Below are 13,940 nucleotides of genomic sequence, written 5' to 3' on the forward strand. Positions count from 1 at the left end.
TGCGAACCGACGCCGGTGTTCGTCGTTGCGCATCGACACCAGGGGCTTGAAATGATTTCCTCTTCTGATCAACGCGAGAAGTCCGGCACCGCACTGAGGATCGCCCGGACTTCCATCGCAATCGGATCTCTTTTGTTCGTGTCGCTGACGGTCGCCGTGTTGAATGCTTGGACAGAGCGTTTCGATCATGACGTGCTGCTAGCGATCCGCCACAGGGACGATACGTCTATGCCGCTGGGTCCATCGTCACTCGTCCATATCTTCATCGCCATCACCGACCTCGGCAGCAGTATCGCACTTGGCATCATCGCTGCAGCCATCGCGGGATATCTCTTCATTGTCGGGAAAAGATCAGATGCCGTGTTTCTGCTTTTTTCGGTGATCGGTGCCTGGTGCCTCTTCAACATTATCAAGCTTGCTGTTGGGCGTCCAAGACCGGACATCGGATTGCACCTCGTTACAGCGAGCGGCTTCAGCTTTCCAAGCGGGCACGCTACCGATTCATCTGCAACCTATCTGGCCCTTGCGCTGCTGTTTGCCGCCACCCAGTCCTCCAGTCGGCTGCGGGCTTGCGGATACGCTCTGGCGCTTGTCATGATCGCCCTCATTGGGTCGAGCCGGGTGTATCTTGGTGTTCATTATCCGATCGATGTGGTGGCTGGCTGGTGCTGTGGCCTCGTCTGGGTCTTGGTGTGCTGGCTGGTGACAAAACGCCTGACGCTGGCGCGTTCGCGTGGATAAACGTCATCCGCTCCGCTCCGTTTCCAACTTATTTTATTTATCTCCACACCCACATCGATCCAGGAAGTCCCGTCAAATGGTAGATTTGTGCCGCAAGCCCGATCTGAACATTGTGTATCTCGAGACGGGGGCTTCCAAGGTCCCTGAGGTCACCGCGCTTTTTTGGATCATCAAGATCCTGCTTACGGGTATGGGTGAAACAACGTCCGACTACCTCGTCAACACAATCGATCCCATGGTCGCTGTTGGAATTGGCGGCGTTGCTTTCGTGGCATCGCTGGCGCTTCAATTGCGCGCCAAGCGCTACATCGCCTGGATCTACTGGCTGGCGGTCGTCATGGTCTCGGTATTCGGGACAATGGCCGCCGACGTGGTGCACGTCGCGCTGGGCATCTCCTACGCGATCTCGACACCGTTCTTTGCTGTCGCGCTGGCTGTGATCTTCGCCATCTGGCAGCGGACCGAGGGAACGCTGTCGATTCACAGCGTCTACACGACACGGCGCGAACTCTTCTATTGGGCGACCGTCTCGACCACCTTTGCACTCGGAACTGCGGCTGGCGATCTGACCGCGACAAACATGGGGCTCGGCTATTTGCAATCCGGCATTCTGTTTGCCGTCGTGTTCGCGCTTCCTGCGATTGCCTATTGGAAACTTGGCTTTTCAGAAATTGCGACCTTCTGGTTCGCTTATGTCGTCACCCGGCCTCTGGGTGCCTCGTTCGCGGACTGGATGGGCGTGAATGCCGCCCGCGGAGGCTTGAATTGGGGAACCGGTCCCGTCAGCCTGGTTCTGGCGATCCTAATTTGTGCGCTTGTCGTCTATTCGTCGTTGACCAGAAAGAGATCGAAGACTGAACTATCCGCCGGTGGGTATTGAAGTCGATGTCGCGGCGCGGCGCGGACCCGCAGGAGGTCAAGCCAGTGCCAGTCAAAAGACGCTTTCGGTGTTGACAGCCGCATGAACGTCAGACAGGGAGAATTGCACGACGGCGGACAGTCCCGGTTGATTGTCTTGTAACAGAACTATTGCACCATGGAGTTCTGCGATCGCCTTCACGAGGCTCAAGCCCAGCCCGCTGCCCGGTGTCGTCCGGCTTTTGTCCAGCCGATAGAGACGCCGGAAAACCAGGGCCCGTTCTTCTGGTGGAATCCCTGGGCCGTTGTCCGCGACGACAGCCCGCGGACTTTCACCATCCCTGCCCGACCTTATCGATATGACGGTGCCCGCCGGACAATGGGTGATGGCGTTTTCAACAATATTGACGAACATCTGGGTCAGCAATTCAGGATCACCCAGCACCCACTGCGACGGGCTCGAACTCGGCTCGAATTGTATCGACTGCCCATTGTCGATCGCGACGTCGCCATAGATCTCCGCGATGGAGGCTAAAATGCCCGATAGGTCGACGCGTTTAAAGCGCGTCTTGCGTGCGCCAGCTTCGATTTGTGAGACACGCAGCAGGGCTTCGAAGGTGGCGTTGATATGATCGGCTTCGGCACGCGCCTCGAGCAACAGGGCCAATGTCTCTTGTCCACTCTCGCTTTGCAGTATTGCCTGTTCGACGGTCATCTTCAGGCGGTTCAGCGGGGTCTTGAGGTCATGGGCGATATCGGTGCTCACCTGCCGCATGCCTTCGACGAGGCCGGAGAGGCGATCGAGCGCGTGGTTCATGTGCGTGGCGACGACATCGATATCATCGCCATTTCCGCGTAGCGGTATGCGGTCGGTTAGGTTGCCGCCGGAGACCTCGACCATTGTCCGTTCGATGCCATCGAGACGGCGTTGCGCGCGACCCGCGAGCCACGCGCCACCGGCCACGGCCAAGGCGACGATGGCGACAGAAGCCCAGGCGAAACTCACGAGGGCGATCCGTTCGAGATGGTTCGTCTCGGCATAGCTCTGCCCGATGATCAGATGATTGGGTCCGACATTTCCGGCGAAACTCCGGAATTGGCCACCGCTTGCCATTCCGACGTCTGTGGCAAGAACGGTGGAAAAGCCCTCCTGGAAACGGGCGGCCGGAATATTTCCCGCCACCCTTCTGCCATCGGGATCGAGCAGGAGAAAAATGCGATTGTTCGAGCGGCTAAGGCTGGCATAGGTGCCGACCGCTGCCGTCAGGTCCTCGAGATCGTTGGCGACGTAAGTCGAGGCGACAACGGAATAGGTTTCCCGGATCGACATGTCCAAAGCGCGCGACAATTCCCGCCTTAGCAGTTCGTAGGTCACCGCGCCGGCGATCAGAAAGGCCGTAATAACAAGGATGCCGAAGGTCAGCGCCAGCCTAAACGGCGTGCTGCGCAACAGCCTAGCGCGGCGCATGAAGGCAATAGCCCGTGTTGCGGACCGTGTGCAGAAGCTGGACCTCGAAGGGTTTGTCGATCTTGGCGCGAAGCCGGCTGATATGGGTTTCGACGACGCTGGTCTTCGGGTCGAAATGAAAGTCCCAGACCCGCTCCAGCAACATGGTGCGCGTCAGAACCCGGCCTTCGCCGCGCGTCAGTACCTCGAGCAAAGTGAACTCGCGCGGCTGCAGCTCGATCACCTGGCCCTGACGGGTGACGAGCCTGCGGACGAGATCGATTTCGAGGTCGGCGACGCGAAGGACAGTTTTCTCCTGCTGGATCGGCGGGCGGCGGGCAAGCGCGTTAACGCGCGCCAACAACTCGGAGAATGCGAATGGCTTGGTCAGGTAGTCGTCGCCGCCGGCCTCCAGTCCCTCGACCCGGTCGTCGACCCCTCCGACCGACGTCAAGAAAATTGCCGGCGTTTTCACCTGCGCGGCGCGAACCGCCCGGACCATCGACAGGCCGTCCAGCCCCGGAATCATCCGGTCGACGATCATCACATCGTAAGGGTTACGCGTTGCTTGAAAAAGCGCATCTCGTCCATCGGCGATGATGTCGCAGACATGCCCCATCTCCAGAAAACCCTTGGAAATATATTGCGCCGTCTTGGAGTCGTCCTCGACGACGAGAATATGCATGGGCTGTTGACGTCCTTCGCTTCAGACGGAATCCGGGGTTGCGCGCTTTGGTATCGCAGTATTGTGTCACCAACCTTAGCCGCACCTTACAGATTCGTAAGATACGCCTCTGGTTTGCCTTACGAAACCGTATTGTGGCGGACAGAAGGTCGTATGCGCAACCCAGTATAGCTTGATCTGCCGCCGATCAGAAATCGCATCGTGCGGAAGATCAATCACCGCCAAGTCGGTCATTCGGAGCTATTCACATGAGAACATTAATTGCCGCTTCCCTTTTTAATGTCGTTGCCCTGGCCGGCTTCGTTGCTCTTGCCATTCCTACCCACGCCGCTTCGGTGCCCTGCGAGGAAATGCTGAAGGACATGCGGGCGACCAAGGCCTCCGCAAAACTGAGCGATGCCGACAAGACGAAGGTCGACGATCTTGAGGCAAAGGCCGTCGAGCGTTGCAATGCGGACGATGACACCCGGTCCGACAAGTTTCTGTCGGAAGCCATGAAGATCATGGGCAAGTGACGAACGCAGCGGCCAGGAGAGACGTCATGAAAACACTTACCCTCATGGGCCCGGCGGAAGCGCTTAACCGTGTCCCGCGCGTCACCGTCGATTTCTGGCTCATCAAGTTGATGGCCGTGACGATGGGTGAAACGGCCGCCGACTATCTCGCCGTCAACCTTGGGCTGGGCTTGACTGTGACGACGCTGATCATGGCTGGTCTTCTCTTCGTCGGCTTGCAGATCCAGTACGCCCAGAAGCGCTATATTCCATACGTATACTGGACGGCGGTGGTGATGATCAGCATTGTCGGGACTTTGGTCACTGACAACCTCGTCGACAATTTGGGCATCCCCCTGTTTGCGACGGTGATCGGGTTCACCATCGCCTTAGCCCTGACGTTTGTTGTCTGGAGGGTGCGGGAGGGCACGCTTTCGATCCATTCGATCTCGACTGACAGGCGGGAGATCTTCTACTGGTTGGCTATCCTTTTCACCTTTGCACTTGGTACGGCCGTCGGCGATTGGATCGCCGAGGTGATGGGCCTTGGCTATGTGACGACGGGAATTCTGTTCGGCGTGATCATTGGCGCTATTGGCCTTGCCTACCGGTATCTGAAGCTCGACGCCGTCGTCGCGTTCTGGCTCGCCTACATCCTCACCAGACCGCTTGGCGCATCGTTGGGGGACTATCTGTCTCAGCCTATGGAGTATGGCGGACTTGGGCTGGGAACGATCTACACCAGCCTGCTGTTCCTCGCGGTGATCGTGCTCATCGTGGTCTATATGACGGCCCGATACGCTTCCGAGGCTGACATGGAGCAGAAAGCGTCAATTTAAAGTCGATCTTCCTCCATTTTGGAACATCGACGCTAGCTAGTAAGCAAACCGCGCATCAATGAGCTTTGGAGTCAGCATTGGTATCACGAGCACGATTCGGCTTCCCTGGGCGGGCTGCTCTATTCCCAGTGCCATGCCATGCAGCCGGGCTATAGCCGATACAAGGCTGAGGCCCAGACCGTTGCCGGGCGTATGTCGGCTCGGCTCGGCTCGGTGGAAGCGGCGCAAAACGGCTTCCGCTTCGGTGGGCGGAATTCCGCATCCGGTGTCTTCGACGATCAGACGGATCGCACCATCGATCTTCTCGAGTGTGACCGTCGCCCGTCCGCCAGCCGGGGTGAACTTGATGGCATTGTCGATCAGGTTGCCAATGGCCTCGAACAGCAGATTGGAATCACCCGACAGAGTGACGGCTGATCCGAGATGATTGCGGTAGGAAAGCGCGACATCGCGTTCCTCGGCGAAAGGCTCGTAGAACTCCATTGCGTCCTGTGCGATCGCCGCCAGATCGACGGGAAGAAACCCGGACCGCCGTATCCCGTCCTCGACTTCCGAAATTCGCAACAGTGCGCTGAATGTCTTTAAAATGCCCTGCAGCTCGACCACGGCCTCGTCTACATATCGTCCGTAGTCCTCGACGGTCACGGCGCGCCGGCGTGCCCGTTCCAGGCCAGCCAGCATGCGGGTCAACGGCGTGCGCATGTCATGGGCGATATTGTCGCAGACGCCTTTGACCTCATGCATGAGATGCTCGATCTCCTCCAGCATGTCGTTAACGACCGCAGCCAACCGGTCGATATCGCCACCGGCTCGGCCTGTCGGCAAGCGCTGCGCCAGATCACCATTCATGATCATCCGGGCGCTGCGGGTGATGCCCTCTATGCGTCGGATTGAGCCTGCTCCGACGAAGGCCGCTCCGAACAATCCCAAGACCGCTGTTACCACAGCGCCAAGCAACATGGCGTTCGCAAGCAATTCGTTGAATTCGTGCTGTTCGGCGACGCCTTGAGCAATCAGCAGTTGCTCGCCGTTTCTAAGCCGCCGGACCACCCCGCGAAACGGCAGACGACGGTCGCCGACGCGAACCTTGAAGTCGAACGGTGTCGTCGCGGCCGCCGCGTTGGGGGGCAGGGGTATGTCGCTGCCGGCCAGCAGTTTTCCGTTCTCGTCGAACAGTGCAAAGGAGCGCTCGAGACTGAGGCCGTTCGCTAGACGCGCGACCAGTCTTGTCCGGATGACATCCGGCGGCACATCCTGCAGCCCGGACACCTCCCGTAGCAGCCACTCATCCGTCCTTTGCGCGATGAAGTCGGAGGTTTGCCAGGCGACAAAGACAAACAGACTCGTCGCCGCAATACTGAACAAGACAAGGAATGTCAGCGCTAATCGGAAGCTGGTTGTGCGGAGGAGGTCAAACAGCCGCATCGAGCACATATCCTGATCCGCGCATCGTCCTGATCATCGGCGGCAGGCCCGCCAGGTCGACTTTCTTGCGCAATTTGCTGATATGGACGTCGATGACGTTGGTGGGCTCGTCGTAGCGATAATTCCAGACCTCCTCGAACAGCATGGTCCGGGTGACGACCTGGCCCGAATGGCGCATCAGATATTGCAGCAGCTTCATCTCCCTTGGCAGCAGATCGAGCAATCGTCCCGCCCGCCTGACAACATGGTTCAGAAGGTCGACTTCGAGATCGCCGACCTTCAGCACGGTTGCCTGGGCGACGCTGTAGCGGCGGCGGACGAGGACATCGATCCTCGCGGTCAGTTCGAGCGCCTCGAAGGGCTTTGTCAGATAGTCGTCGCCGCCCGCCTTCAACCCCCGGATGCGTTCGTCGACTGCCGATAGCGCACTGAGGATCAACACGGGTGTCTGAACACCCGCCGTCCTCAGGGTCGCCAGCAATCCCAAGCCGTCCGGGCTGCCCGGCAACATTCGGTCCAGGACGATGGCATCAAAATTTTCAGAGACGGCTTTCACCAGTCCCTCGCGTCCGTCGTGCGAACAGGCGACCTCGCAGCCATTGTCGACCAAAGCCGCTTCGATCTCGGCAGCGGTCTTCACATCGTCCTCGATCACCAAGATTCTCGACACATTTTCTCCAAGGAGCAAGCCTTATACGGATGGCATATGGTCAGATTGCTGTGCGACCTTATATGTGCGAAGACTAATCGGGTTTCGCCCAAACGTGAAAATATTTTAATCTAACGGTTGGGATGCCATGCGGGTGCTAGTCGTAGAGGACGATGATAAGACCGCTCACTACCTTGTACGGGGTTTGTCGGAGGCCGGAATCGTCATCGACCGCGCCGCGGATGGCGAACTCGGCCTGGCACTCGCCAGCGAAGACATCTATGACGCGTTGATCGTCGACCGCCTGCTGCCGAAGATGAGCGGCATCGATCTGGTCCTGGCCCTTCGCTGTCAGCAAAACCCGGTGCCGATCCTGATGCTGAGCGCGCTCGGCAATCCGCTCGATCGGGTGGAAGGTCTTCGCGCCGGCTGCGACGACTACCTCGCCAAGCCTTATGCCTTCGGCGAGCTGATGGCGCGGCTGCAGTCCATCGCGCGGCGGCATGACGGTGCCGCGCACGGGGCGGTGCTGATGGCCGGCGATCTCACCCTCGATATCCAGCAGCGGATCGCTATGCGGGCCGGAGGGGCTATCTCGCTGCAGTTTCGCGAATGTCTGCTTCTACAGACGCTGATGCGGCATGCCAATGCGGTCGTCACCCGTTCCATGCTGCTGGAGGCGGCCTGGGACTATGCCTTCGAGCCGCGCGGCAACATCATCGACATGCACATCCATCGGCTCCGCCGCAAGATCGACCATGGCCATGCCTTCGACTTGATCCGAACGATACCGGGTGTCGGTTACCGGCTGGCCACGGGGCCGGAGAGGGCGCAGCCTGCCGGCAAGACAGCGGCTCCTTAAACTTTTTTTCATCTTCGCGCGATTTGCCGTCCATGCGCCGGCCCGCACTGTGATGCTGCGATGCACCAATCCGTATCGCCAAGTCCAGTTGAGCGAGCGCCCCATGAATCATGATGCAATTCCGACGAAACCCGCCGTTGACACAAACCCGCGCCGCCCGCGGGACAGGGCCATCCTTGGCAGCCTCGCATTCCTGCTGGTTGCCGGAACCGCCGTTTCGGTCTTCTGGCCGGCACAGAAGAGCGTGTCGGCACAATCGCCCAAGGCCGCTGCCGCAGCGATACCGGTGGACACCGCGTCCGTGACGACGCAGGACCTGCCCATCGAGCGGTCCGGCCTCGGCGTGGTGACGCCGCTGACCGCCGTCGACGTCAAGGTGCGTATCGATGGGCAGCTGCAAAAGGTGCTGTTTTCCGAGGGCCAGACCGTCCATGCCGGCGATGCCATTGCCCAGATCGATCCGCGCCCCTATGACGCCGCCCTGGCGCAGGCGCAGGCGAGCCTGCAGAAGGACATGGCCCAGCTCGCCAGCAACAAGCTTGACGAGGCGAGGGCCAGGCGCCTGACCACCTCGGGCGGCGGCACGACCCAAGCCGCCGATCTGGCCACGGCCCAGGTCGCGGTCCTCCAGGCGACGGTCGATGGCGATCAGGCGGCGGTGGATATCGCCAAGCTGAACCTCAGCTTTGCCACGGTCACCGCGCCGATCTCCGGGCGTGCGGGTCTGCGAACCGCCGAACAGGGGGCAATCGTCCACAGCAGCGATACGGCCGGCATCGTGACGATCACCCAGATGCATCCGATTGTGGTCGAGTTCACGCTGCCGCAGGACGAGGTCCCGGCCTTAGTCGATGGCCAGTCCGAAGGCGTTCTGGCGGTTTCCGTCGACAGCCGCGATGGCTCCAAGCATCTGGGGGACGGCAGACTTTCGGTGATCGACAGCCAGGTCGACACCACGACCGGCATGATCAAACTCAAGGCCGAGTTTGCCAACGGCAATCTTGCCCTGTGGCCGGGCGAACTGGTGACTGCGCGGATTGTGCTGAGAACGGAAAAGAACCAGACGGTCGTGCCATCGGCGGCCATCCAGAACGGCCAGACCGGACCCTATGTTTTCGTCATGAAGCCGGATCAAACCGTGGCCACGTCATCGGTCAAGACCGGACCGGTGGTCGACGGCATGACGAGCTTGCTCTCCGGCGCGGCACCTGGGGACAAAGTTGTCATTTCCGGCCAATCGAGGCTCACGGACGGAACGAAGATCGCACCGAAGTTAGCGGTTCCGCAAAAGGTCGCCAGCGCCGGGGAGATCGCTCAATGAGCATTTCCGAGGTCTTTATTCGCCGCCGCGTCGGTACGTGCCTGCTGGCGCTCGGCATGATTTTGTTAGGCTCTGTCGCCTATTCGAAACTGCCCGTCGCCTCGCTGCCGCAAGTCGATTTTCCGACGATCGAGATATCAGCGACATTGCCGGGGGCTAGCGCCGATACGATGGCAACGTCTGTTGCTACCCCGCTGGAAAACCAGCTCTCGACCGTCTCCGGCGTGTCGCAGATGACCTCGACGAGTTCGTCCGGCCGCACCAGCATCACCATGCAGTTCGATCTCAACCGCGACCTGACCAGTGCCGCCCAGGACGTGCAGGCGGCGATCAGCGCCGCCAGCGGCCAGCTGCCGAAGGATCTACCAAGCGCACCGACATTCCACAAAACCAACCCTGCGGAAGTAACCTTCCTGACCTTGGCGCTGACATCTGACCGGCTACCGCTGACGGAACTTGATCACTACGCCGAAGACATCATCGCGCAGCAAATATCGCAGATGAGCGGCGTTGGGCTTGTCGACTATCACGGGCCGCAGCGCCCTTCGATCCGCCTTCGTCTCGATCCGGACAAGCTCGCGTCGCGTGGGCTGACGCTTGAGGACGTTCGCACGATCGTTGGAACGCAGACCCTGAACGCGCCGAAGGGATCTGTGTCCGGCGACGGTCGCACAACGGTTCTTGACGCCACTGACCAGATTGTCGACGTCCCGGCCTATCAATCGATGGTGGTCGCCTACCGCAACGGCGCCCCGATCTATGTCAAGGATCTTGGAACGGTGATCACCGGGCCAGTGGACACGCACCAGGCGGCCTGGCTGCAGGACCGCCGCTCGGTCATGCTCGACATCCACAAGATGGCCGGGTCCAACATTCTCAGCACGACGCAGGCCATCAAGGACCGGCTTTCGGCGCTTCAAGCGGCGCTGCCTGCGGGCATCACGCTTTCCGTCGTCGGCGACCGCACCCAGATCATCACCTCCTCCGTCTCCGACGTGCAGATGACCATGCTGATCACCATCGGCCTCGTAGTGATGGTCATCTTCGCCTTCCTGCGCAATGTCTGGGCGACCGTCATTCCCGCCGTGACGATTCCGCTGTCACTGGTCGGCACTTTCGCGGTCATGTACCTGCTGGGCTACAGCCTCGACAACCTGTCGCTGATGGGGCTGACCATCGCCGTCGGCTTCGTCGTCGATGACGCGATCGTCGTGATCGAAAATATCGTCCGGCATCTGGAGCAGGGAAAGTCCAAGCTGCAGGCGGCGATCGAAGGCGCGAGGGAGGTCAATTTCACCATCATCTCGATGACCATCTCGCTGATCGCGGTGTTCATTCCGATCCTGCTGATGGGCGGTATCGTTGGCCGGCTTTTCCGGGAGTTCGCCGTCACTGTCAGCGTCGCCATCCTGGTGTCTGGTCTGGTGTCGCTGACGGTGACGCCGATGCTGTGCGTCTGGCTGATCAGGCACGATCACCAGCAGACGCATGGCAGGCTCTATCTGTGGTCGGAGCGCTTCTTGGACGCCTGCACGCGGGGATACGGACATTGCCTGGACATCGTGCTCCGCCATCGCCTGCCCACCCTGTTCGTGGCATTCGCAACGCTTGCCGCGACGCTCTGGCTGTATACGTCGATGCCCAAGGGCTTTTTGCCGCAGCAGGACACCGGCTACATCCAGGCGCAGGCGCAGGCGGCCACCGACATTTCCTTCGAGGCGATGTCTAAGAATATGCAGGCACTCGGCAAGATCATCACCGTTGATCCGGCCGTCGAGAACGTTGCCTACTGGATCAATCCGAGCCCGTCGGCCGCCGTCGGTCAGGTGCAGATCGACCTCAAGCAGTTTGGCACACGAAGCCCGGCCGCCGACGTGATGGCGCGGCTGAAGAAGGCGACCGCCAATCTCGAGGGCCTAACGATCGGCATGCAGGTGCGTCAGGACATCCAGGTCGGCGGGCGGTCCTCGGCCTCGCAGTATCAGTATACGTTGCAGGACCCGGACGCAGCCGAACTCGACAAATGGGCGGCGGTCATGGGCAAGACGATGGCCGCCCTGCCGGAATTGCAGGACGTCATCTCCGACAAGCAGACGGCGGCGACCAGCGTGACGCTCGACATCGACCGCACCACGGCCTCGCGGCTTGGCGTCGATGCCGAAACCATCGACAACACGCTCTACGACGCCTTCGGCCAGCGGCAGGTTGCCACCCTGTTTACCCAAGTCAGCCAGTATCACGTCGTCATGGAGGTCGACCCACGCTTTGCCCTGACGACGGAGGCGCTCAGCCATCTCTACGTCCGCTCGTCGACGACCGACAAGCTCATTCCCTTGAGCATTCTCGGGACATTGAGAAATGGCGTCACGCCCGTATCGGTCAATCACCAGGGATCGATGCCCGCCACGACGCTGTCGTTCAATTTAAAGCCGGGCTTCGCGCTAAGTGATGCCGTGACGTCCATCCACGCGGCGGAGGTGTCCGTCGGAATGCCCGTTACCGTGATCGGTACGTTCCAGGGAACGGCGCAGGCTTTCCAGGACTCCATGGCAAGCGAGCCCTATCTGATCTTGGCCGCCGTCATCGCCGTCTATATCGTTCTCGGCGTGCTCTACGAAAGCGCGATCCACCCGCTCACGATCATATCGACACTGCCGTCCGCCGGTCTCGGCGCGCTGCTTGCCCTAAAATTGTTCGGCCAGGACCTTTCTATCATGGGCATGATCGGCATCATCCTCCTGATCGGTATCGTCAAGAAGAACGCCATCATGATGATCGACTTCGCGCTGGAAGCCGAGCGGCATCAAGGGATGAGCCCGGCAGAGGCGATCCGCCAAGCTTGCCTGCTGCGCTTCCGGCCGATCATGATGACTACCCTTGCGGCGCTCCTCGGTGCATTACCACTGGCGATTGGGAACGGTCCGGGCTCGGAACTTCGAGTACCGCTTGGCATCGCCATTGTCGGTGGCCTAATCGTGTCGCAGATACTGACGCTGTTCACAACGCCGGTCATCTACCTGATGCTGGGAAAGCTGGCGCAAAGAACTAGCAGGGAGCCGTCCAAGGCGGCCATGGCCCACTGAGGGTCGACGGTCCGCCTACCGCTGCTGCGGCGCGATAGAGACGCCATCCTTCGAGCGTCTCTATCGACATTACCAAATGGTATGGCGCGAGCGAGGTGTCTGTAAGCAAACCGCTTCATTGTGCACTGCAGCGTGGCGCCCTTGCTGCGCGGTTCAACACGAGGCGACGATGAAAAAACTGATGCTGATCCTCTCTATCCTGGTGCCTCCGGCGCTGATGGCGACCTCTCTGCTGGTACCCGCATTTGCTGCAACACAAAGTGGACTTGGCGATCTCTCGGCCTTCGAATCAATTGCGGCCGATACGCTTCGTCTCGTGAAAGCGGGCGACCTGGGCGGTGCAAAAAATCGCATCACTGACTTTGAGACAGCCTGGGACGCTACCGAACCAAAACTGTATGCAGCAGACAAGCAACGCTGGGGCGTAATCGACGATGCAGCCGACGGCGCGATCTCTTCGCTGCGCAAGGGAAAGCCCGACGTACACAATGTGGAATCTGCGCTATTTAAGCTCATGAATACATTAGGAACCTCCGCTTCCAAATAGCGGAGAATTCCTTGGAGAGAGGAACGCGTTCACTCATTGCATGGCATGAGGCCCGGCGAACGCGAGGATACGCAAGCCGTTAAGTTCGTCCGCAACAACGGGCGCCCCGCTCAACAACCGTGATTGACGGGCCTCCGTCCATAATGAAAGCTCACCAATGAATAAGTTAGGCGCGATAAATAAGATCGCCGAAATTACTGTCTTTTTCTGGGTTGCTAAAATCGTCGCAACCACGCTTGGCGAAACGGCAGGCGATTTCATCTCTCAGACACTGAACCTCGGTTACGTCGTAGGCCTTTTGATAACAGGGGTGCTGCTAATCGCTATCCTCGTTTTTCAGGTTAGATCAACGGTTTTTCACTCCGGTCTGTTCTGGGCAGCAATCGTCGCCACGACGACCGCTGGAACCGAGGTTTCAGACATGATGGATAGGACCTTTGGACTGGGGTATGTCGCCGGATCCTGTGTTCTTGTCGTAGGTCTCGGACTATCTCTTGCCGTCTGGTACTACCGCAAGGGAAACTTGGCTGTCGTTCCGATCGCGGACCGTGACACCGAGATTATGTTTTGGATTGCTGTGATATTTTCAAACAGCCTGGGCACAGCGTTTGGCGATGCGCTCGTAGATTTTATTGGCTTGAGCTATATGCAAGGCGCACTGGTTACCTCTGGGGTGATCGCGCTCGTTCTCATGCTGCATTACTTTACAAAGATGAACGAGGTCTCTCTTTTCTGGGCGGCATTTGTTTTCACGCGGCCTTTCGGCGCAACCTTCGGCGATTTCTTGACGAAGCCACTTGAAAAAGGTGGTCTGGAACTGGGCACTTGGCAGGCCTCAGCGGTATCGACAGCATTGCTGATCGTCGTTGCCTGGCTTTCTACCAGGTGGCGAACAGATAGGGACCCAGCCAGGCAGGGGTCTTGACCTATTCAGCATCGAATTTCGTCGAACGCGTGCAGGAGAGCGGTATCATGCCCACTGAAAGTCG

At 59.5% G+C, this 13,940-nt stretch carries 13 protein-coding genes; 9 read left to right on the forward strand and 4 right to left on the reverse strand.

Annotated features, from left to right (window positions below; all coding sequences use genetic code 11):
* Window positions 1-15: 15 nt before the first annotated feature.
* Both PR018_RS25190 and PR018_RS25195 read left to right on the forward strand, forming a co-directional pair.
* A complete protein-coding gene (locus tag PR018_RS25190; RefSeq protein ID WP_142832141.1) occupies window positions 16-741 on the forward strand; it encodes a phosphatase PAP2 family protein in 726 nt (241 codons plus the stop codon).
* 76 nt (window positions 742-817) lie between these two features.
* The gene (locus tag PR018_RS25195; RefSeq protein WP_142832139.1) at window positions 818-1,621 is read left to right on the forward strand and encodes a COG4705 family protein; all 804 of its coding nucleotides are present in this window, start codon (window positions 818-820) and stop codon (window positions 1,619-1,621) included.
* 51 nt (window positions 1,622-1,672) lie between these two features.
* Here the strand turns inward: PR018_RS25195 and PR018_RS25200 are convergent, their stop codons facing one another.
* Together PR018_RS25200 and PR018_RS25205 are read right to left on the reverse strand one after the other, a co-directional pair.
* Entirely contained in the window at window positions 1,673-3,067 is a 1,395-nt protein-coding gene (locus PR018_RS25200; protein WP_142832137.1) for a sensor histidine kinase, read from the reverse strand.
* On the reverse strand, window positions 3,054-3,731 hold the full coding sequence (locus PR018_RS25205) for a winged helix-turn-helix domain-containing protein (RefSeq protein ID WP_142832135.1): 678 nt from the start codon (window positions 3,729-3,731) through the stop codon (window positions 3,054-3,056). The genes PR018_RS25200 and PR018_RS25205 overlap by 14 nt, the downstream gene beginning before the upstream one ends.
* 248 nt (window positions 3,732-3,979) lie before the next feature.
* On the opposite strand from PR018_RS25205, the gene PR018_RS25210 reads away from it, so the two are divergent.
* A complete protein-coding gene (locus PR018_RS25210) occupies window positions 3,980-4,246 on the forward strand; it encodes a hypothetical protein (protein ID WP_142832133.1) in 267 nt (88 codons plus the stop codon).
* 26 nt (window positions 4,247-4,272) lie between these two features.
* Window positions 4,273-5,064, forward strand: coding sequence for a COG4705 family protein (locus PR018_RS25215; RefSeq protein ID WP_142832132.1), 792 nt, complete (start codon window positions 4,273-4,275; stop codon window positions 5,062-5,064).
* Between the two features lie 36 nt (window positions 5,065-5,100).
* On the opposite strand, the gene PR018_RS25220 is transcribed toward PR018_RS25215, so the two are convergent.
* The gene (locus tag PR018_RS25220; RefSeq protein ID WP_142832130.1) at window positions 5,101-6,489 is read right to left on the reverse strand and encodes a sensor histidine kinase; all 1,389 of its coding nucleotides are present in this window, start codon (window positions 6,487-6,489) and stop codon (window positions 5,101-5,103) included.
* Window positions 6,476-7,159: a response regulator transcription factor gene (locus PR018_RS25225; RefSeq protein ID WP_142832129.1), complete on the reverse strand. Its 684-nt coding sequence runs from the start codon at window positions 7,157-7,159 to the stop codon at window positions 6,476-6,478. Before PR018_RS25225 ends, PR018_RS25220 begins: the two co-directional genes overlap by 14 nt.
* 127 nt (window positions 7,160-7,286) lie before the next feature.
* Between PR018_RS25225 and PR018_RS25230 the strand changes: the two genes are divergently transcribed.
* From PR018_RS25230 to PR018_RS25250, 5 genes are all read left to right on the forward strand, one after another.
* Complete coding sequence (locus PR018_RS25230; protein ID WP_142832127.1) at window positions 7,287-8,000, forward strand: response regulator transcription factor; 714 nt, start codon at window positions 7,287-7,289, stop codon at window positions 7,998-8,000.
* A 103-nt stretch (window positions 8,001-8,103) separates the two neighbouring features.
* The gene (locus tag PR018_RS25235; protein WP_142832125.1) at window positions 8,104-9,321 is read left to right on the forward strand and encodes an efflux RND transporter periplasmic adaptor subunit; all 1,218 of its coding nucleotides are present in this window, start codon (window positions 8,104-8,106) and stop codon (window positions 9,319-9,321) included.
* A complete protein-coding gene (locus PR018_RS25240) occupies window positions 9,318-12,404 on the forward strand; it encodes an efflux RND transporter permease subunit (RefSeq protein WP_142832123.1) in 3,087 nt (1,028 codons plus the stop codon). Before PR018_RS25235 ends, PR018_RS25240 begins: the two co-directional genes overlap by 4 nt.
* Before the next feature lie 169 nt (window positions 12,405-12,573).
* Window positions 12,574-12,951 (forward strand): hypothetical protein, encoded by a 378-nt coding sequence (locus PR018_RS25245; protein WP_202617220.1) that lies wholly within the window; start codon window positions 12,574-12,576, stop codon window positions 12,949-12,951.
* Window positions 12,952-13,108: 157 nt separating this feature from the next.
* The gene (locus PR018_RS25250) at window positions 13,109-13,876 is read left to right on the forward strand and encodes a COG4705 family protein (protein WP_202617219.1); all 768 of its coding nucleotides are present in this window, start codon (window positions 13,109-13,111) and stop codon (window positions 13,874-13,876) included.
* Window positions 13,877-13,940 lie beyond the last annotated feature (64 nt).

It is taken from the genome of Rhizobium rhododendri, assembly GCF_007000325.2.
In the GTDB taxonomy this organism is placed as follows: Bacteria; Pseudomonadota; Alphaproteobacteria; order Rhizobiales; family Rhizobiaceae; genus Rhizobium; species Rhizobium rhododendri.